General features: G+C 72.3%; 12 protein-coding genes. 7 read left to right on the top strand and 5 right to left on the bottom strand.

All coding sequences use genetic code 11. The features are described from left to right. Positions 1–41 precede the first annotated feature (41 nt). From QM728_RS00670 to QM728_RS00640, 7 genes are all read left to right on the top strand, one after another. On the top strand, positions 42–1,112 hold the full coding sequence (locus QM728_RS00670; RefSeq protein WP_415030131.1) for a diacylglycerol kinase: 1,071 nt from the start codon (positions 42–44) through the stop codon (positions 1,110–1,112). Between the two features lie 135 nt (positions 1,113–1,247). Continuing rightward, positions 1,248–1,448 (top strand): type II toxin-antitoxin system HicA family toxin, encoded by a 201-nt coding sequence (locus QM728_RS00665; protein WP_415030130.1) that lies wholly within the window; start codon positions 1,248–1,250, stop codon positions 1,446–1,448. Next, on the top strand, positions 1,445–1,813 hold the full coding sequence (locus QM728_RS00660; RefSeq protein ID WP_415030129.1) for an antitoxin HicB: 369 nt from the start codon (positions 1,445–1,447) through the stop codon (positions 1,811–1,813). Before QM728_RS00665 ends, QM728_RS00660 begins: the two co-directional genes overlap by 4 nt. A gap of 73 nt (positions 1,814–1,886) precedes the next feature. Then, the gene (locus QM728_RS00655; RefSeq protein WP_415030128.1) at positions 1,887–2,201 is read left to right on the top strand and encodes a YchJ family protein; all 315 of its coding nucleotides are present in this window, start codon (positions 1,887–1,889) and stop codon (positions 2,199–2,201) included. Between the two features lie 80 nt (positions 2,202–2,281). Further along, the gene (locus QM728_RS00650) at positions 2,282–3,106 is read left to right on the top strand and encodes an acyl-CoA thioesterase (RefSeq protein WP_415030127.1); all 825 of its coding nucleotides are present in this window, start codon (positions 2,282–2,284) and stop codon (positions 3,104–3,106) included. 5 nt (positions 3,107–3,111) lie between these two features. Continuing rightward, entirely contained in the window at positions 3,112–4,245 is a 1,134-nt protein-coding gene (locus QM728_RS00645) for a thiolase family protein (protein ID WP_415030126.1), read from the top strand. Between the two features lie 16 nt (positions 4,246–4,261). Then, positions 4,262–5,587 (top strand): SagB family peptide dehydrogenase, encoded by a 1,326-nt coding sequence (locus tag QM728_RS00640; RefSeq protein WP_415030125.1) that lies wholly within the window; start codon positions 4,262–4,264, stop codon positions 5,585–5,587. A gap of 105 nt (positions 5,588–5,692) precedes the next feature. Here QM728_RS00640 and QM728_RS00635 read toward each other — a convergent pair whose 3' ends face one another. The 5 genes from QM728_RS00635 to QM728_RS00615 are packed head-to-tail and all read right to left on the bottom strand — an operon-like array spanning position 5,693 to position 20,749. Continuing rightward, positions 5,693–10,225 carry an amino acid adenylation domain-containing protein gene (locus QM728_RS00635; RefSeq protein ID WP_415030124.1) on the bottom strand — a complete coding sequence of 1,511 codons (4,533 nt, stop codon included), beginning with the start codon at positions 10,223–10,225 and terminating at the stop codon, positions 5,693–5,695. Further along, a complete protein-coding gene (locus tag QM728_RS00630; protein ID WP_415030123.1) occupies positions 10,225–15,552 on the bottom strand; it encodes an amino acid adenylation domain-containing protein in 5,328 nt (1,775 codons plus the stop codon). The genes QM728_RS00635 and QM728_RS00630 overlap by 1 nt, the downstream gene beginning before the upstream one ends. Next, positions 15,545–18,646, bottom strand: a complete 3,102-nt coding sequence (locus QM728_RS00625) for an SDR family NAD(P)-dependent oxidoreductase (RefSeq protein ID WP_415030122.1) — start codon at positions 18,644–18,646, stop codon at positions 15,545–15,547. Before QM728_RS00625 ends, QM728_RS00630 begins: the two co-directional genes overlap by 8 nt. Next, positions 18,639–19,979, bottom strand: coding sequence for a polyketide synthase (locus QM728_RS00620; protein WP_415030121.1), 1,341 nt, complete (start codon positions 19,977–19,979; stop codon positions 18,639–18,641). The genes QM728_RS00625 and QM728_RS00620 overlap by 8 nt, the downstream gene beginning before the upstream one ends. Beyond that, positions 19,976–20,749: a thioesterase II family protein gene (locus tag QM728_RS00615; RefSeq protein WP_415030120.1), complete on the bottom strand. Its 774-nt coding sequence runs from the start codon at positions 20,747–20,749 to the stop codon at positions 19,976–19,978. The genes QM728_RS00620 and QM728_RS00615 overlap by 4 nt, the downstream gene beginning before the upstream one ends. Positions 20,750–20,752: the final 3 nt, after the last annotated feature.

The raw sequence follows: 20,752 nt of genomic DNA, 5'->3' as shown, positions 1-20,752 counted from the left end.
AACGCCTGGACCTGCCCATTCGCCGCCGGAGGAGAAAATTCATGGCCATCCGTGTCGCACACGTCGCAACCGGCAACGTCGGTCGCCTCGCCCTCACCCAACTGATCGAGGATCCGCGCTTCGAACTCGTCGCGCTGTCCACGTCGACGGCGGAGAAGGTCGGCAAGGACGCCGGCGAGCTCGCCGGGCTCGACGTCGCCACCGGCATCACGGCCGTCGGATCCCTCGACGAGCTGATCGCCGCCAAACCCGACTGCGTCTGCTACTGCGCCATGGGCGACACCCGCCCGATCGAGTCGTTCAACGACATCCTCGCGCTGCTGTCTGCGGGCATCAACGTCGTCGGCTCGGCACCCGGCGGCCTGCAGTACCCGTGGAACGTCATGCCGGAGAAGACGATCACCAAGATCAACGCCGCCTGCGACGAGAACGACGTCTCCCTCTTCATCAGCGGCGTCGACCCGGGCTTCGCCAACGACCTCATCCCGTTCGCCTTCGCCGGCACCTGCCAGCGCGTGACGCAGGTCCGCTGCCTCGAGCTCGCCGACTACGCCACCTACGACGGCAGCACCGTCATGTTCGACGTCATGGGCTTCGGCAAACCCCTCGAGGAGACCCCGATGCTCTTCCTGCCGGGCATCCTCGGCATGGCGTGGGGCACGACGATGCAGATCCTCGCCGACGGCTTCGGCGTCACCATCGACGAGGTCCGCGAGCACCACGAGAGCGAACCAGCGCCGGAGACCTTCGACATCGCGGCCGGCACCATCGAGAAGGGCACCCGCGCCGCGGTTCGCTTCGAGATCAGCGGCATGGTCGACGGCAAGCCCGCCATCGTCATCGAGCACATCACCCGCCTGCGCGACGACCTGCGCCCCGACTGGAAGCGACCGTCGAAGGGCGGCGGCTGCTACCGCGTCGAGATCACCGGCGAGCCGTCGTACGAGGTCGAGATCATCCCGTCCAGCGACAAGGGCGACCACAACCACGCGGCGATCGTCGCCGGTGCCGGCCGCATCGTGAACGCCATCCCCGCCGTCGTCGCGGGGCCCAAGGGCATCCGCACCACCCTCGACCTCCCGCTGATCAAGGGTCCTGGGCTGACTCCGTAGCGGACACCCACGGCTCGACTCGTGCGGCCGGGGGGCCAATCTGCCCGTTGCTGCGTCTAAGGGGTATGCACGTAACTGAAACACCCCTTGGTTTTAGGGGGCCTATACACCTAGAGTTTAGGTGGGGTAAACCCCATGGTTAAGCCTATGAAGCGTCGAGAACTCGCCGCCAGGCTCCGTAAGGCGGGATTCGTCGCGAGGCAGGGAAAGGGCGACCACGAGGTATGGACCCGCGGATCACTCCACGTGGTGATCACCCAATCGCGGGAGGTCTCGCCGGGTTTAGTCCGGAAAGCGCTCAAGGCCATCGACGAAGCACAGAAGGAGGCGCAATGAAGGTCACCGCCACCGCGCGCCGCTGGGACCGAGGCTGGGAACTGTGGATCGACGGGGAGGCCGCCACTCAGGTCGCCACCCTTGACCGAGCCGCGGCGCAGGTCCGCGACTACCTCGACACAATCGACCCCAGCGCCGACCACAGCACCTGGGAGATCGAGGTGGTGCCCGAGATCGGCGACCTCGGCAACGCGGTCAAAGAGGCCCGAGCCGCCACCGAGCAAGCGTCCACCGCAACAATCGACGCGGCGGCGAAGTCTCGCGAGGTGGCTCGCCGCCTGCGCGCCGCGGGATACTCCGTGACCGACTCCGCCGCGATCCTCGGAGTCTCGCGCGGACGCGTGTCCCAACTGGTCAAGCCTTAACTGACGAGAGTGCCGAGGTTTTGTGCCGCCATGTGGTCTCAAACCTCGGCGCAAGCGGCGATATCGTGACTGCATGCAGCCCACGACCGCCGAGGAGCTGATGCGCTCCCGGTTCGAAGCGTTCCGTGACGGCGACGCGCAGTGGCTGCTGAAGACCTGGCACCCGTCCACGCGACCAGAAGCCCTCGACCTGTCCGACAACCCGACGTGGCGCGGACTGCAGATCGTCGACACCGAGGCGGGCGGGCCCGACGACAACACCGGGATCGTCGAGTTCCGGGCGACCTACCTCGACCCCGACGGCGGGGTCGGCATCCTGCACGAGCGGGCGACGTTCGTGCGGGAGAATAACAACTGGTTCTACGTCGAAGGGCTCATCGGCGACTGACCGAACCAGTGGCCCAGGTCCAGGCCGGGTCGAATGTCCCACCGGGCGGGCCCTTCCGGCCCCCGCCTATCGTCGAATCCATGACCCACGTCTTCGACGAAGCGATCGCCGTCACCGCGCTCGACGACGGCAGCGGCTTCCGCGCCACCACCCACCCGGCCTACGACAACATGGTCGGCCCCTTCGGCGGGATCACCGCGGCCACCGTCGTCGGTGCCCTGCGGTCGCACCCCGACGCCCTCGGCGAGCCGTTGGCGCTGACGATCAACTACGCGGCTCCCGTCGCGAACGGCACGTGGGATCTGCGGACGACGATCGTCAAGACCAACCGGACCAATCAGCACTGGACCTTCACCATCGAGCAGGAGGGGCAGACGGTTTCCACCGGCAGCGCGGTGTTCGGCGTGAACCGCGACACCTGGTCCGACACCGAGGCCGTGCGGCCGAGCGCCCCGCCGCCGGAGTCGGTGCCCGCCGTCGACTTCCCCGACTTCGTCGCCTGGGCCCGCAACTATGACAAGCGGTTCGTCGTCGGCGGGCTCGACGCCAAGAGCGACGACTCCACGTCGACGCTGTGGCTGCGCGACCTGCCGCAGCGGCCGCTGGACTATCCGGCGCTGACCGCCATGGCCGACGCCTTCTTTCCGCGCGTGTTCCTGCGGCACGGCACCTTCATGCCGGCCGGGACGATCAGTCTGACGACCTACTTCCACGCCACCCCCGACGAGCTCGCCGCGCAGGGCTCGAAGCCCGTGCTCGCGACGGCCCGCGGCGCCCGCTTCGCCGGCGGCCACTTCGACCAGTACGGACAGCTCTGGGGCGACGACGTGCTGCTGGCGACCACCACCCAACTCGTCTACTTCAAGAACCCCCCCCCCCGGCCTGAGCCCCGACTGACACAATGACCCGCATGAGAGATGCGGTCATCGTCGACGCGGTTCGCACCCCGATCGGCAAGCGGAACGGTTCACTCGCGGGCATGCACCCCGGCGACCTCACGGCGAAGGTGCTGGGCTCGCTCGCCGAGCGCAACGGCTTCGACCCGGTGATCGTCGACGACGTCGTGTGGGGCTGCGTCAGCCAGGTCGGCGACCAGGCCGGCAGCATCGGCCGCGTCGGCGTGCTCGCGGCGGGCTGGCCCGAGTCGGTGCCGGCCACCGTCGTCGACCGTCGGTGCGGCTCGGCGCAGCAGGCGATCCACTTCGCGGCGGCGGGCGTCATCAGCGGCCAGTACGACGTGGCGATCGCCGGCGGCGTCGAGTCGATGTCGCGCGTGCCGATGGGGTCGGCGCGCGGCGACGGCGAGCCGTACCCGCCGTCGGTGCTCGACCGCTACGGCATCACCGGGTTCAACCAGGGCATCGGCGCGGAGATGGTCGCGCGCAAATGGGCGATGTCGCGGCAGGCGGTCGACGAGTACTCCGCGCGCTCGCACGAGCGGACCGCGGCGGCCATCGACTCGGGCGCCTTCGACGGCCAGTTGGTCGAGCTCGACGAGCTCGCCGTCGACGAGGGCCTGCGCCGCGGCACCACCGCCGAGAAGCTCGCCGGACTCAAGACCGCGTTCGACGAGGACGGGGTCATCACCGCCGGCAACTCGTCGCAGATCTCCGACGGCGCGGGCGGCCTGCTCATCACCTCCAGCGAGACCGCCAAGGCCAACGGCTGGACGCCGATGGCGCGCATCCACACCGCGGTGCTGGCCGCCGACGACCCGGTCATCATGCTGACCGGGCCCATCCCCGCGACCGAGAAGGCGCTCCAGCGCTCCGGGCTGAAGGTGGGCGACATCGGCGCCTTCGAGGTGAACGAGGCGTTCGCGCCCGTCCCGATGGCGTGGCAGGCGGAGATCGGGGCGTCCGACGACGTCCTCAACCCGCTGGGCGGCGCGATCTCCGTCGGCCACCCGCTCGGCGGTTCGGGCGCGGTCTTGATGACCCGACTGGTCCACCACATGCGCGACCGGGGCATCCGCTACGGCCTGCAGACCATGTGCGAGGCCGGCGGCATGGCCAACGCGACCATCGTCGAACTGATTGGTTAGGTTAAGCTAAGTACTCGTGGCGACGAGTACTACCTACACCCTGGCCCCGGACGTGAAATGCCTGCTCGCAGGCCCGGACACGGCCGTGATCCTGCCGGCGAAGACTCGTCTCGAGGCGCTCGCGCCCGCACCCATGGCCGCGCTCAAAGCACTCAACTCCGGACCGATCCGGTTCACCGCCGACCCGCCGCCGGAGGTCGCCGACGTTCTCGCCCGACTGCTCGGCGCGGCCGCGGTCACCCTCGGCGTCGACGACGGCTACGAGCTGCACCCGTTCCGCGCGGCCCCCGGCCCCCGACCGCCCGCGGGCGAGAGCTCCGGTGCCCGCCTCTCGAAGTTCGCGGTGCTGCGCCGCGGCGACGGCAAGGCCGTGCTGGAGTCGCCGCGCGCCTGGTGCGACGTCGAGATCGGCGACCCGGCGCTGGTCGCCGCGCTCCTCGGGCTCGGCGACGACTCCCCCGGGCTCGACCGTTTCTGGGCCGACCTCGTCTGGACCGGGCACGCCGTCGCCGACGACGAGGCCGAGTCCTTCAGTACCGCCGCGTGGAGCCCGCACGAGCTGTGGTTCCACCGGCGCAGTACCGTCGGCGACCGCACGACGAGTTGGACGCACATCGGTCCCACCCGGTGGGCCGACGGCACATTCGAGCCGCTGCCCGCCCGACCCGAGCCGTATCCGGGCACCCCGATCGAGCTGCCGACCCCCGATCTCGACGCACTGCGCACGTCCGACGCGACGCTCACCGCCGCGCTCGAGGACCGCCGTTCGGTGCGCGAATTCGACGATGCCCGGCCGCCGTCGCTCGCGGCGATCGCCGAGCTGCTCTACCGCGCCGCCCGCACCCGCTCGGTGCGGACGACCAACGGCGACCGTCCGGTCCCCGAAGAACTCCCGTCGAAGCCGTATGCCTCGGGCGGGTCGCTGTACGAGTTGGAGATCTATCCGATCGTCCGCGTCGCCGATGGCATCGCACCCGGGATGTACCACTACGACTCCACCGCCCACACGCTCGAACCCGTCGCCGATCTCGACGACCCGGCCGTCGCCCGCCTGCTGGCGCCGGCCGCGCTCACCCTCGCCGACGGCAAGCAGCCGCCGGTGCTGTTCGTGATCGCCGCCCGCGTCGGCCGCATGATGTGGACCTACGAGCAGATGTCGTACGCGGTGATCCTCAAACACGTCGGGATCCTCACCCACTCGCTGTACCTGATCGCGACCGCGATGGGCCTCGGCGGCGTCGCGCAGGGGTACGGCGATACGGCCGCGTTCGCCGCGGCGACCGGTCGCGACGAGCTCGACGAGTGCTTGGTCGGGAGCTTCGTCGTCGGCACACCGGTCTGAGCGCCCACTCGACGTCGTCGGACCGCCCACTCGACGTCGTCGGACCGCCCACTCGGCGTCGTTAGACCGCCCACTCGGCGTTGTTGGGGTGCCCACTCGGCGTTGTTAGGGTGCCCACTCGGCGGAAAGGGTCTCGACGACCTCGAGCCACAGGTCGGCGAGCTCGCGCGCCTGTGCGGCATCGAGCAGCTCGTTGCCGTAGCGCCAGTTGGTGACCAACTGCGGACCGTCGGCGGTTGCGCGGACCACCGACACGACGTCGAGGGTGTAGCGCAGCGGCAAGTCCGGCTCCGGGTCGATCGGCAGGTTCTCGTTGAGCGCCAGATCGGTCACCGGGGCCCACGAACCGTCACCGCCCAGACCTCCGCCGGGCACGCCCAGATCGAAGCGGCCGAGGTAGTTGAACTCCACCTGCGGCTCGGGGGCGGCGCGCAGCACCTCATCCCCGGCGGTGTACTTCAGCAGGCCGAAGTCGAGGCCGAGGTTGGGGATCTGTGCGACCCCGTCGGCCACCTGACCGATCAGGGTTGCCGCGAGCGACGGGTCGGCGCGCAGCCGGTCGAGATCGACCCAGCCCGCGCCGGCGCCGAGGCGGACCGGGAACACGGTGGTGAACCAGCCGAGGGTGCGCGCGGTGTCGACGACCGCATCGGGCCCGGATACGACGTGGTCCTCGCGGCCGTGCCCCTCCAACGCGATGTACGCGCCGCCGGTCGGGTCGTCGCCGCGCCGGGCGCGCCAGGTAGTCAGCGTGACGGTGAGCGCGGCGAGCAGGAACTCCCGCAACCCGGTGCGACGGTCGATGCGCGCCAGAATGTCCGCGGTCACCGACTGCTCCGTCAGTGCGACCTCCGACGCCAACGACGACCACGTGTCCGACGTCGGATCGGGCTTGCGCTCCCCCAGCGCCGGATCGATGCCGCCGACGACGTCGCGCCAATACGGCAACTGCGCGATCGCCTCGTCAGTGCGGGCGCGCTCGGCGAGCAGCGCGCACCAACGGCGGTAGTCGGTGAGTTCGGGGGTGATCTCCGGAGTGCCGCCGTTGCCGACGGCGAGACCGGCCTCGAAGAAGTCGGCGAAGAGGACCTGCCAGCTGACGGCGTCGGTCGCGAGGTGGTGGATCGCGATGAGGACGAGGTCGGCCGTCTCGCCCGCGCGCAGCCGGGTGGCCGCGATCATCGCGCCCGCGTCCGGATCGATGCGGTCGTTGGCGGCGCGGGCGGCCGGATTGACGAGCGCGGCGAGATTGTCGCCGACTGCCTCGTCCAGCACGTCGGCGGCATCGACGACACCGGGTTCGCGGGTGGTGACCACTCCGTCGACGACGGTGGCGCGCAGCATGTCGTGGGCGTCGATCACTGCCTGCAGCACGGCCCGCAGCGTCTCGTCGGAGACGTCGGCGGGCACCGCAAGCATCGCCGTCTGGGTGAAGCGTCGGTAGTTGCCGTACTCGTACATCCACTCGACGACCGGCAGCGGTGCCACCGGGCCGTACTCCCGGTTCGCCACGGCGACGGCGATGGTGGCGTTGCGGTCGACGGCGGCGGCGAGGTCGCGGATGGTGCTGTGGGTGAGCACGTCGCGGGCGCTGATCCGGTGACCGGCGTCGCGCAGCGAGTTGACCACGGACATGGCGACGATGCTGTCGAGACCGTGGTCGAAGAGGTCGTCGGTGACGCCGGGCGCGGCGCCGACCATGGCGGCGATCGCCGCGGCGACGGCGTGCTCGGTGTCGGTGTCGGGCGCGACGCCGGCGCCCGCATCGGCGAGCGCCGCGTCGGCGGAATCGGCCAGGGCACGCGCATCGGTCTTGCCGTTGGCGTTGGTCGGCAGCGCGGGCAGCACCACGATTCGCGCCGGCACCATGTGCCCCGGGACCTGCAGGCCGAGCCGGCGACGGACCTCGGCGGCGTCGAGTCCCGTCCCGTCGCGCCCCTCCCCGACGACGAAGCCGACCAGCGCGGCACCGGCCGGGCGCGCGGCCGCGACAACCGCTGCCTCGCGGACGCCCGGCACCCGTCGCAGTCCGGCTTCGACCTCGCCCAGTTCGATGCGGTAGCCGCGAATCTTGACCTGGTCGTCGCCGCGGCCGATGAAGTCGAGGTTGCCGTCGCCGCGCAGGCGCACCAGGTCACCGGTGCGGTACATGCGCCGACCCGGGTGGCGCGGGTCGGCGACGAAGCGGGTGGCGGTCTGACCGGGTCGGCCGAGGTAGCCGCGCGTCACCTGGGCGCCGCCCAGATACAGTTCGCCGACCGAGCCGACCGGTACCGGGCGCAGTCGGGAGTCGAGGACGGCGACGTCGGTGCGATCGGTGCCGCGGCCGATGGTGGGAGTCTGGCTGTCGGCGACGCGCGCGACGACGGCTTCGACGGTCGTCTCGGTGGGCCCGTAGCAGTTGTGGACCGTCGTCGATTCCAGCGCGGCGAGCCGCTGCCACAGCTGTGGGCCGATCGCCTCACCGCCCAGGGCCAAGACCCGAAGGCCCTCGCTCCCGGCGCCCACGAGCCCCGCGCCCTCGAGTTGCGCGAACATCGACGGGGTCGTGTCGATCATGTCGACCTGTGCGTTCCGCAGGCCGGCGACGAGCCGGGTGGCATCGCGCATCTGTTCCTCGTCGAACAGGTGGAGCTCGTGACCGTCGAGGAGCGCGGCGAGCGGCTGCCACGACGCGTCGAAGCTGAACGTCCAGGCGTGTGCGACGCGCAGTGGTCGGCCGAGCCGCTCCCGGGCGGGTGCCAGCATGCGGTCGCGGTGGTCGGCGGCGTAGCTCACGACGGCGCCGTGCGTGCCTACGACGCCCTTGGGTTCCCCAGTCGAGCCGGAGGTGAAGATGACGTACGCGGCGCTGTCGGCCGTCGGCGCGCCCAGCGACGCAGTCGAAGTCTCCGCCGACGCTTCGCCGGGGACGAGCACCGCATGACCGTCGAACCGCGCCCGGTGAGCGTCGTCGGCGATAACGAGCGCGGCGTCGGTCTGCTCCAGGAGGTAGTCGATCCGCGCGTCCGGCAGGGCGACGTCGATCGGCACGTAGGCGGCCCCCGCGTAGTGGGCGGCGAGGATGCCGACGATCGAGCGCCCCGACCGCGGCAGCGCGATGGCGACCACCGACTCCGCACCGACTCCCCGAGCGCGCAGCACGCGGGCGAGCGCCAGGGCGTCGCCGCGCAGCCGCTCATAGGTCCAGGTGCCGTCGGCGGCGACCAGGGCGGTGGCCGTCGGGTCGGCGGCGACAGCGGCGTCGAACGCTTCGACGATGGATCCGGCGAGCCGAACGTCCGTGCCGCGGGCGCGGGCCGCCTCGTCGATGACGGCCCGCTCGGCGGGCAGCAGGACGTCGAGCGAGTCCGGATCCGCGTCGGCAGCGTCGGGCAGCGCGCGGCACACCGCGAGGAGGCGGCGGGCGATCTCGTCGGGCACGAGCGCGCCGAGGGCCTCCAGTTGGGACTCAGTGACGATAACCAGCTCGCCGTCGACGAGGAAGGCGACGACGGCCAGCGGATAGTGCGACAGACTCTCCATCGCCAGCGGCAGGAAGCGGGCGCCGTCGGCGGCGCTGACCGGCTGGGTGGCCGAGCCGATGGGCGCGTTCTCGAAGACGAAGAGCGTGTCGAAGAGCGGCGAGTGCCCGGCGGCGCGGGCAATGTCGGCGAGGCCGAGGTAGGCGATGTCGCGCTGGCGGGCCGACGCCCGTTGCAGGGCGCGGCAGTGGTCGAGGACCGTCGCGTTGCCGTCGTCGAAATCGACTCGCGCGGGCACGGTGTTGATGAACAGGCCGATCATCTCGTCGACGCCCTCGACGCCCTGGGGGCGGCCGGCGACGGTGGTCCCGAAGACGACGTCGCGGCGGTCGGTGAGGCGGCCGAGGACCGTCGCCCAGGCGAACTCGACGGCGGTGTTGAGGGTCAGGCCGTTGCCGCGCGCCCAGGCGACCAGCCGTGCGGTGTCGGCGGCCGGCAGGGTGTGGCGGGTCTTGACCGGTTCGGCGTCGACGGTGGCGCCGGTGCCCACCAGCAGCGGCGTGACGCCGGACAGTTCGTCGGCCCAGCGGGCCAGGGTTTCGGCGCGATCGCGGCCGGCGAGCCAGGCGATGTAGTTGCGGTACGGCCGGACCGGCGGCAGGTCCGCGGCGCTGCCGTCGGCGTTGTAGACGGCGAGCAGTTCGCCGAAGAACAGCGCCAGCGCCCAGCCGTCCATCAGCACGTGGTGCACGGTCAGCAGAAGTCGCCAGCGCTCGCCGGGCAGCTCGGCCAGAACCGCTCGCAGCAGCGGGCCGCGGCGCAGGTCGAAGCGCCGCGTGCGCTCTTCGACGGCGAGTCGGTCGAACTCGGCGCCGTCGACCGTCACCGCGCGCCACGGCAGCGTCACCCGCGACGGCACGAGCTGCACCGGGTGCGGGACGCCGGTGTTCCACAGCGAGACGCGCAGGTTCGGGTGCCGTTCGAGCATCGTCTCGAGGCTCGCGCGCAGAACGTCGGGACGCAGCGGCCCGCTGATCTCGGTGACGAACTGCATGCTGTAGAGGTCGAGGCCGTCGTCGCCGGCCACCTCGGCCAACGAGAACAGCCCCTCCTGCAGCGGGGAGAGCGCCAGGACGTCGACGATCTCCGGCGCCGCCGTGTCGGTCGAGGTCACTACTGCTGGGCCTTCCACGCCGCGCTCACCGACGCCAGCAGGTCGTCGTCGAGACCCGACGCGGACATCGGCGCGGGGGCCTCGGGTTGGGCAGCCTCCTCGGCGGCCTGCTGCTCGGCGATGGCGCTCTCCAGCAGCGCCAGACCGTCGCCGTTGTCGACCGACTCGGCGAGCTCGACGATGGTGTAGCAGTCGAAGACCTGCTGCGGGCTCATCACGAGACCGGCCTCGGCGGCCTTGGCGGCCCACTGCAGCGAGATGACGCTGTCGCCGCCGACGGCGAAGAAGTTGTCCTCGCGGCCGATGCCGGTGACGCCGAGCAGGCCCTCGAGGATCTCGATGAGCGCGCACTCGGTGGGCGTCTGACCGGGGCCGCCCAGGGTGTCGAGGGCCAGGCCGACGGCCGTCGGTGCTTCCGGGGTGGCGTGGTTGTCGACGACGAACGACTCCGGCGCAAGCGCGCGCAGGGTCTCCGTGAGGGAGGCCGGCGCCCCCGGGCCGGACACGACCCAGCTGTGCACCGACGGGACGTCGGTGACGCCCGCGTGCGGCAGCGCGGTGAGCGTCGCCGGGGAGGCCAGGACGCGGGCGGGGCGTCGTTCGGCGAGCAGCGCGGCCAGGCGGGTGACGTCCTCGCCGTGGTCGTCGGCGGTCAGCGTGTCCGGCAGGGCCGGCGCACTCGCCAACGGGGCGTCGGGCGACGCGGCGATCTCGGCGAGGGTGGCCACCAGCAGCTGCGCGAGCGCGTCGGTGGTCGCCTGGTCGTAGAGGTCGGCGCAGGCGACGAGGCGTCCGTCGAGGCCGCCGTCGGCGGTGACCGCGAGGATGACGTTGAGGTCGAGGAACGACGTGGTCATCTCCATCGGCAGCATCGCCAGGCGCAGGTCGTCGGCGAGGTCGCGGCCGTCGGCGTTCTCGTCGCGCTCCCGGAAGTGGAGCATCACCTGGAAGATCGGGTTGCGCGCGCGGGTGCGACGCGGGTTGACCGCCTCCACGATGCGTTCCAGCGGGGCCTCCGCATGGGCGAAGGTCTCCAGCGCCGCGTTGCGGGTGCGCTGCAGGGCGTCGCCGACGGTGGTCGAACCGGCGAGGTCGGTGCGGATGGCCACCATGTTGGCGAGTAGGCCGACGAGGCGTTCGGTGCCGGGATCGGTGCGGCCCACCGACGGCGTGCCGACGACGATGTCGTCGCCCGCGCCGAGGCGGTGCAGGGCCACGGTCAGCGCACCGACCAGGGCCATGAACTCGGTGACGCCGAGTCCGGTGGCGACCTCGCGCAGCCGGGTGCGGACGTCGGCGGGAACGGTGAAGTCGCCGAAGACGCCGTCGGTCGACAGCGCCGTGGGGCGCGGGCGGTCCGGCGCCACGAGGATCTCGTCGGGGACGTCGGCGAGCAGGGTGCGCCAGTGCTCGATCTCGGCGCGGCCGAAGTCGGCGTGGGCGCCGCCGTCGGTGAAGACGTCGTGCTGCCAGCGCGCGAAGTCGGCGTAGCGCAGCGTCGGCGTGTCCAGCACGGGTTCGCCGCCCGCGAGTCGCGAGCGATAGGCCGTGGCGAGGTCGCCCAGGACGACGTCGACCGAGGCGTGGTCGATCACCATGTGGTGGACCACCAGCACCAGGCGGTGCTCGGTGTCGGACACCGTGATCAGGGTCGCCGCCACCAGCGGTCCGGCGCCGATGTCGAAGACGTGTGCCGCCGCCTCCCGGGTGGCCGTGTCGGCGGCGGTCGCCGGATCAGCGGCACCGGAGACGTCGACCTGCAGCAGGCCGAGATCGGCCTGGTCGGCGACCACCGCGACCGGCGCGCCGGCCCGTTCGGTGAAGGTGGTGCGCAGGCTGTCGTGGTGGTTGACGACGTCGGTGAGCGCCTCGGTCAGCGCCGACGCGTCGACCCGGCCGGTCAACCGTGCGGGCAGCACGATGTTGCCGTGCGCCCCCGAGCCGCCGAAGCGGTCGGCGAACCACATGGCCAGCTGGGAGAACGACAGCGGTGCGGCATCCGTCGGGTCGCCGGCCACCAGCGGCGGGCGGACGGGCGTCGCCGGGGCACTGCCGACGGCCTGCCCGCCGAAGTCGACGGCCTCCCCGCCGAAGTCCACGTCGGGCGCGGCGGCACCGGCCTCGTCGAGATCGACGCCGACCTCCGAGCGGACCTGCGCGACGATGGCGCCGGCCAACCCCGCCACCGTCGGGTGGTCGAACGGTAGGCGCACGTCGATGGTGATGCCGAACTCGGCGGTGAGGGCGGTGACCAGGCGCGCGGCGAGCAGCGAGTGGCCGCCGAGGTCGAAGAACGAGTCGTCGGCGGCGATGTCGTCGCGGCCGAACAACTGCCCGTAGACGGCGGCGACGCGCTGCTCGGTCGGCGTCTGCGGGGCACGCCCGCCTGCCGACCGATCGGTGCCCGGGCGCGGCAGGGCGTCGCGGTCGAGCTTGCCGTGGACGGTCTGCGGCACCTCGTCGATGGCGATGACGGCGTCGGGAACCATGTACGCCGGCAACATGCCGCCGAGGTGGTCGCGCACGGCCTCGGCGTCGATCGCCGCGCCCTCGCTCGGGATCGCGTAGGCGAGCAGTCGGGTGCCCGCCGGGGTCTCGTCGGCGATCGCGATGGCGTGCGCGACGTCGGGGTGGGTCGCCGCGGCGGCACCGATCTCGCCGAGCTCGATGCGGAAGCCGCGGACCTTCACCTGCTCGTCGGCGCGGCCGACGAACTCGATGGCGCCGTCGGCGCGGCGGCGGGCGAGGTCGCCGGTGCGGTAGAGGCGCTGGCCGTCGGCAAACGGGTCGGCGACGAAGCGCTGAGCCGTGAGTCCGGGCTGGCCGAGGTAGCCGCGGGCCAGCTGCGGTCCACCGAGGTAGATCTCGCCGACGACTCCGGTGGGCACGGGGGACAACGCCGCGTCGAGCAGGTGGGCATGCACGTTGGCGTTGGGCGTGCCGATCGGCACGACTGGAACGTTCTGGGCGGCATCGACGCGCTGGTGCGTGGCGGCGACGACGGCCTCGGTCGGGCCGTAGTTGTTGCTGAGCGCGGCGCTGAAGTTGGTGAGGAAGGCGTTGGCGACGTCGGCGACGAGCGCCTCCCCTCCGACCGGCACCGCGCGCAGCATCGTCCACTGCTTGACCTCGGGGATGCTGAGCAGCGTCGTGAGCATGCTCGGCACCATGTGCATGACGGTCACCCGACGGCTGACCAGCAGGTCGGCCAGGTACGGGATGTCGGCGAGGGCCTTCGGCTTGGGCAGCACGACGGTCCCCCCGACGCACAGCGTGTGGAACAGCTCCATCACCGACGCGTCGAAGCTCACCGACGACGTGAGGACCAGCCGGTCGTCAGCCGTGACAACCCCGCGCTCGGCGAAGGCGGTCAGGTGATCGGCAATCGCACCGTGGGGCACCGCCACGCCCTTGGGCAGGCCGGTCGAGCCCGAGGTGTAGATGACGTAGGCGAGGTTGCCGGGGCGCAGTGGGCTGCGACGGTCGGCGTCGGTCAGATCGCTGTCGGGCAGGCCGGCCGACGCGGCGATGGCGTCGGCGATCCCGGCCGCGTCCAGCGTCAGGCGCGGGGAGGCGTCGGACAGGAGGTGGTCGGTGCGCGAGTCGGGGTAGTCGGGGTCGATCGGCAGATAGGCGCCGCCGGCCTTGAGGACGGCGACCGCGGCGATGACGAAGTCGATCGACGCTCCGCAGCGCAGACCCACCAGGTCGTCGGCGTCGACGCCGGTATCGACGAGGTGGCGGGCCAGTCGGTTGGCGGTGGCGTTGAGTTCGCGGTGGCTCAGCTCCCGGTCGTCGTCGACGAGGGCGGTGCGGTCGCCGCGCCAGTGCGCCGCCGACTCGATCATCGTCGTCAGTGTGGTGTCGACGGTCTCCTGTGCCGGGCCCCTGGCCGCGGCGAGTGCCTGCGCCAGCTGGGCGTCGCCGAGCAGCGGCGCCCGCCGGATCGCCGCGTCGGGGTTCTCGACGACGGCGGCGAGGAAGGCGAGGGCGCTGTCGACGAGGCCGAGTGCGGTCGGCTCGTCGATCATGGCGGTGTCGTATTCGAGCTCCAGGCTCACCGGTCCGGCGACGGTGTCGCCGACGACGGCGAACTCGAGCGGCAGCTGGCCGGCGGCGACGCCCAATTCGTCGACGGCCTCCCACGCGAGGCCGTCGATCTGGGGGCCGCGCACCTCGCTGCGTGCGGTGAGGCTGGCCGAGACGGCTCCGTCGAGACCGCCGCGGCGCTGGCCGGAGCCACGGTTGACGGCGGCAACGACCTGGTCGACGGGTGCGGCCTGATGGGCGATGGCGTCGGCGAGTTCACCCGAGGCGCGTCCGATCAGGTCGCTGAAGGTGTCGGTCGGTGCGACGGTGGCGCGCAGCAGCAGCGAGTTGCCGAAGTAGCCGATCAGGCCGTCGGCGCCGGCGGGACGCGCGGTGACCGGAACGGCGAGCAGGAAGTCGCCCGCGCCGGTGATGCGGTTCAGGTACGCCCACGTGGCCGCGAGGTACACGGCGAACGGGGTGCTCGATCGCGCACCGGCGAGTGCGGCGGCAGCGCGGACGACATCGGCGGGGATCTCGCGCAGGACGCGGTCGCTGCGGCGGCGCTCGGTGCCGACCGGCTCGGCGCCGGGGAGGGTGAGCAGGTCGGGCAACGGCGACAGGTGGTCGCGCCAGTGGTCGAGGTCGGCGGCGATCGCGGCGTCGGCCGGCGAGGCGACGTCGGCGTAGCGCGCGGACAGCGGCGGCAGGTCGGCACCGCGGTAGGCGGCGGCCACCTCGTCGAACAGGACGGGCCACGACGCGTCGTCGACGCTGATGTGGTGCGCCGCCAGCAGCAGGACATGCTCGTCGGCGCCGGTCCGGATGAGGGTGACGCGGACGGGGACGTCGGCGGTGAGGTCGAAGGGCGTGGCGAACTCGCGGCGTGCGAGGACGGCCAGGCGCCGCTGCCGGGCCTGCTCGCCGAGGTCGCCGAGGTCGTGCTGCGTCCACGGCAGCTCGACGGTCGTACGGTGCCGCATGAGGGGTTCGCCGTCGGCGCCCTGCTCATAGACGGCGCGCAGGGTCTCGTGGCGGTCGACGACGGTCTGGAAGGCGCGGCGCAGCGCGGCCGCGTCGAGGTCGCCGGTGACACGCAGCGCGACCGGGACGATCAGCGAGGTGTCGGCCGGGTCGCGGTAGGAGACGAACCACAGTCGCTGTTGGGCGACGGCGACCGCACTGGTCTCGCCGTCGGCGCGGGGTGCCGCTACGGCGGGCTCGGCGGTGACCGCCAGGCCCTTGTCGGCCAGGCGCTGGCGCATCAGTTCGCGCTTGCGCGCGGCTACGTCAGACATGCTCCATCAACTCCACGACTTCTTGCAGGGTGGCGCCGCCGAGGATCGCCTCGACCGGCAGGTCTTGGTTCAGCGACGTCTTCACGCGCTTGCGGAAATCCAGTGCCTGCAGCGAATCCAGGCCGAGGGCGACCAGCGGCAGGTGCGGGTCGAGGTCGGCGGCGTCGGCGCGGCCGAGCCCCATGGCGGCCGCCAGTTCGGCGCTGAGGTCGCCGATCAGTGGAGACTTGGGTGCGCTCGGTGCGGTGTCGGGCTCACTCGATGAGACCTCGGGCACGCTCGACGGAACTTCGGGCACGCTCGACGAGGTTTCGGGCACGCTCGGCGAGATTGTGGGCACGCTCGGCGGATCGTCGTCGACGTCGGGCACGTGCTGCAGCAGACGGTCGGTGCCGACGACGCCGAGCATGGCGCGCAGGCGGTCCCATTCGGCGCCGGCGACGATCGCGTCGCCGCTCAGATCGGACAGCCCGAGGTCGATCGCGACGTCGGCCGGCATCGGCTTCGCCCCGGCGTCGGCGGCCTGCTCGACGGCGCCGTCGTAGACCGCGCCGTAGTCCTGCCAGACGCCCCATCCGATGGCGACGGCGGCGATGCCCTGCTCGCGCAGGCGGGCGGTGGCCAGCTCGAGCGCGCGGTTGGTCGCCGCGTACACCGCCTGGTTGCGACCGCCGATGGTGGCGGCGAGCGAGGAGAAAGCCACCACGCGACCGGGCGCGGTCGGTAGTGCGGCGACGAGGTCGGTCAGGCCGTCGACCTTGGCGGCGCGGGCGCGCGTCAGGTCGCCGGCGGTGATCTCGTCGACGGGCGCGCCGACATACACGTTGGCGGTGTGCAGCAGCAGGCTCACATCGTCCAGCGCAGCGACCGCCGAGGCCAGCGCGGCGGGGTCGGCCAGGTCGACGGCGAGGGCGTCGATCTGCGCGGGATGCCGGGCGCGCAGCGCGGCCAGTTCATCGGCCACGACCGGGTCGGCTGCGCCCGAGCGGCTGAGCAGGGTGATCTTCCGCGATCCGGCGGCGGCGTAGTGGGCGCACAACTGCCGGCCGAGCGCACCGGTGCCGCCGGTGATCAGCACGTGGTCGATGTCGGGGGCCGACTGCTCCGCGGGCGCGGGCAGCAGGCGCTTGGCGAAGTACTGGCCGCCGCGCAGCGCGAGGTCCGACTCGCCGCCGATGTGGACCGCGGCGAGGATCTGGTCGGCGCGGCCCGTCGGTTGCGCCGGGTCCAGGTCGAGGTGACGGATCCGGGTGCCGAGGTGCTCGACCGCCGCGCAGCGCAGCGCAGCCATGGCGGTGCCGTGGACGTCGTCGGGCACGGCGTCGGCGTCGGTCACCCGTTCACCGCCGACGGTGACCACGACGAGCTGCTCGGGCAGCACGTCCAGACCGGCGTGCCAGGCGCCCCCGGCCAGGATGTCGGGCAGCGTGCCGTCGACCAGGACGACGGCGGTGTCGATCTCGGCGGTCTCGACCTCGTCGCTGTGCACGGCCGTGGCGCCGTGACCGGGCGCGAGCGCGCAGATCTCCTCGACGAGCGCGCCTTGCGCGCCGCTCGGATCGAGCACGACGATCCGTCGGGGTGCGAGCAGCTCGCGCCGCTCGAGTGGCTCCCACGCGACCCGGAGGCGGCGCATGCCGCGCCGGGCCAGGCGGGTGCCCCAGCCGGGTGCGTTCACCGGGTCGTCGGTGCCCGCGGCGCGGTCGGCCCACAGGCTGGTGCGGCGCCAGACGGTGTTGGGGAATCCCTCCAGCGGCGGGACCGGGTCCGTGGCGGCACCGGCCAGCCGGTCCCACGCGAAGCCGGTGTCGACGGTCGCCAGGGTCATCAGGTTGGTGGTGAACTCCGCGAGCCCGTCGGACTCGCGGCGCGAGGTCGGCAGCACGGTCGCGGTGTGGTCGGCCAGGGTCTCGGCCATGGCGAGGGCGAGGGTGGGGTGCTCGGCGATCTCGATGAAGTGGGTCGCGCCCGCGTCCGCCGCGGTGGTGATCGCGGTGTCGAAGCGGACGCGGTTGCGGAGGTTCCAGAACCAGTAGTCGAGCATCGGCATCGACGAGTCCATCGGCGTGCCGAGGGCGGCGCCGATGCAGGGGATCTCGCCGCCGGCGAGGAACTCCGCGCCCAACCGCGGCCCGACGGTCCGCTGGAACATCGGGAAGTACTCCGAGACGATGCTCGTGTGCGCCGGGTACTCGACGCGGATCTCCTTGGCGAAGACGCCTTCGGCGGTGAGCTTCTCGATGATGTCGAGGACCGCGCCGCGCTCGCCGGAGATGCACAGGATGTGCGCCGAGTTGACCACCGACAGCTGCGCCCAGCCGGAGTGGCGGGCCAGGATCTGCTCGCAGGTGTCGAGGTCCACGCCGAGGACGGCCATCGTGTAGCCGCGCGGCGACAGCTCTTCGACGAGTTCGGCGCGCCCGGTCACGATGGTCAGGGAGTCGTCGAGGTCCATCACGCCGCTACGGTAGGCGGCCGAGATCTCCCCCTGGCTGTGGCCGACGGTCATCGCCGCCGACGCCCCGGCCGCGTCCCACATGGCGGCGAGGGCGACCATGTGCATGAACAGGCCGGGCTGGATGTAGCGGATGTCGCCCTGGATCGGATCGTCGGCGTCGATTTTGCCCAGCACGTAGTCGCGGGGCGAGCGGTCGTAGAGCCGCAGCGACGCCTCGTGGCAGGCGTCGACGGTCTCGCGGTACACCGGCGACTCGCGGTAGAACATGGCACCCATCCCGGGGCGCTGGCTGCCCTGACCGGGGAACACGTAGGCGACCTTTCCGGCGCGTGCCGGTTCCCGGCCGACGACCAGGCCCGGCGCGCTGCGCCCGTCGGCGAGTGCCGTCAATCCCTCGAGCAGGTCGCCGCGGCCCTGGGCGTCGTCGGCGTCGCACAACACGACCGCGCGGTACCGCCGCGCCGGCCGGGTGCGGAACAGGTGGGTGGCCACCGCGGCGGCGGTGACGTCGGGGTGGGCGGTGAGGTAGGCGGCGATGTTGCCCGCCTCCTGCGCCAGCAGCTCGGGCGTTTCAGCCGAGATCAGGACCGGGACGCGCCCGTCGGGCGTGCGGTAGTCGGCGGGGAACTCAGGCATGGGCCACCTCGGTCGTGTGGTCGGCGGGCATTTCGAGGATCGCGTGGGCGTTGGTGCCGGAGACGCCGAAGCTCGACACCGCGCCGAAGCGCGACCCGCCGCGCGGTGCCCACGGCACGGCCTCGGTCGGCAGGGCCAGGCCGGCGGTGTCCCAATCGATCTTGTCGGTGGGTTCGTCGCCGAAGCGGGTCGGCGCGATGACCCCGTTCCGACCGCACTGCAGCACCTTGATCAGGCCGAGGATGCCGGCGGCGGCCTGCGCGTGACCCAGGTTCGACTTCACCGAGCCCACCCAGGCGGGCCGGTCGCCGCGGGCGGCGCCGTAGGTCTGCGCGAGCGCGGTCAGCTCCATCGGGTCGCCGAGGGTGGCGGTGCCGTGGCCCTCGATGAGGTCGACGTCGGCGGGGTCGACGCCGGCGACCTCGAGGGTGCGCTCGACGAGGCGGCGCTGGGCGTCGGCACTGGGCACGACGATGGGGGCGCCGCCGCCGTTGTGGTTGACCGACGTGCCGCGCAGCTTGGCGTAGACGCGGTGGCCGTGCGCCCGGGCGCGACTCTCCCGCTCGAGGACGACGGCACCCACTCCTTCGCCCCACACCGTGCCGGTGGCGCCGGACGAGTAGGCGCGGCAGCGACCGTCGCGGGCGAGGGCGTTGTTCTTGGCGAACTCGAAGAAGGCGGCCGGCGAACCCATGACGCAGACGCCGCCCGCGATGGCCCACTCACACTCGTCGAGGCGGATCGCGTTGGCTGCGAGGTGCAGTGCGGTCAGCGACGAGGCGCAGGCGGTGTCGACGGTCATCGACGGGCCGACCAGGCCCAGCAGGTGGGACACGCGGCCGGAGACGCCGCCGAGGGCGGTGCCGACGACGCGGTGGCCGCTGAACTCGGTGACCGCCGCCGCGCGCGGGCCGTACTCGTTGATGGAGGCGCCGAAGTAGACGCCGACCTCCGCGTCGGCCCCGTCGGCATCGGGCGACGCAAGGCCGAAGGGGTTGATCCCGGCGTTCTCGATCGCGCGGACCGCGGTGCGCATGGTGACCCGCTGTTGCGGGTCCATTGCCACCGCTTCACGCGGGCTGAGGCCGAAGGACAGCGGGTCGAAGTCGGTCGCGCCCGCGAGGAAGCCGCCGGCGTCGGGAACCGTGCCCCAGCCGTCGAGGGTGTCCAGGGCGAGCAGTTGGTCGATGGGCCAGTCCCGGTTGCGCGGGAAGGGTTCGATCAGGTCCCGGCCCTGCGCGACGGCGGTGAAGTAGTCCTCCGGGGTGTCGATCCCGCCGGGGGCCTCGACGGCCATTCCGACGATCACGATCGGGTCGTCGGCCGCGCTCATCGGGCGCCCGCCACGTCGCAGGTGAGGGCATCGAGCACGGTTTCCGGCTTCTCGTTGAGGTAGAAGTGGCTGCCGTCGACGACGCTCACCTGCACCCGGTCGGAGTGGGTGCCCCAGTGGTGCAGCTGGTGCGGCTTGATCGCCGGGTCGTCGGCGCCGCCGATCACGACGATCGGCGCGGTGATCCGCACGTCGGGCGCGCACGAGTAGGCGTTGAACGCCCGATAGTCGCCGCGCATCACCGGCAACGCCATTTTCAGCACGGCGTCGCTGCCCAGGACGGCGCCGCCGGTTCCCTCGAGCGCCTGCAGGTTGGCGAGGATGCCCTCCTCGTCCTCCGGCTGGCGCGGCAGGTCGGCGATCTGGCTGGGCGCGGCCGACGCGGATGCCACCAGGCGGGCCACCGGGATGCCGACCGCCTCGGCGCGACGGGCGAACTCGAAGGCGACGGTGCCGCCCAGGCTGTGGCCGAACGCGGCCACCGGACCACTCGCGTGGTCGCCGCCGCGGAACTCGTCGAGCGCCTCCTGCGCGAGGTCGCCGAGTGACGTCGGGGCCGCCTCGCGCATGCGGTCCTGACGACCGGGGTATTGCATGATCAGCACGGTGAACCGCTGCGACAGCAGGCCCGACAGCGCCCGGTACGACGACGCGCCGGCCCCGGCGTGCGGGAAGATCACCAGCGTCGGCAGCCCCGGCGTCGCGGGCTGGTGGAACTGGCGCAGGGCTCCCGGGCGGGTGCGGGCGGCGGCGGGCGAGGGTGAAGTCATGGC

The sequence above is a fragment of the Gordonia sp. (in: high G+C Gram-positive bacteria) genome, from assembly GCF_047602025.1.
Lineage (GTDB): Bacteria > Actinomycetota > Actinomycetes > Mycobacteriales > Mycobacteriaceae > Gordonia.
This window is presented reverse-complemented; position numbering and strand designations above follow the sequence as displayed.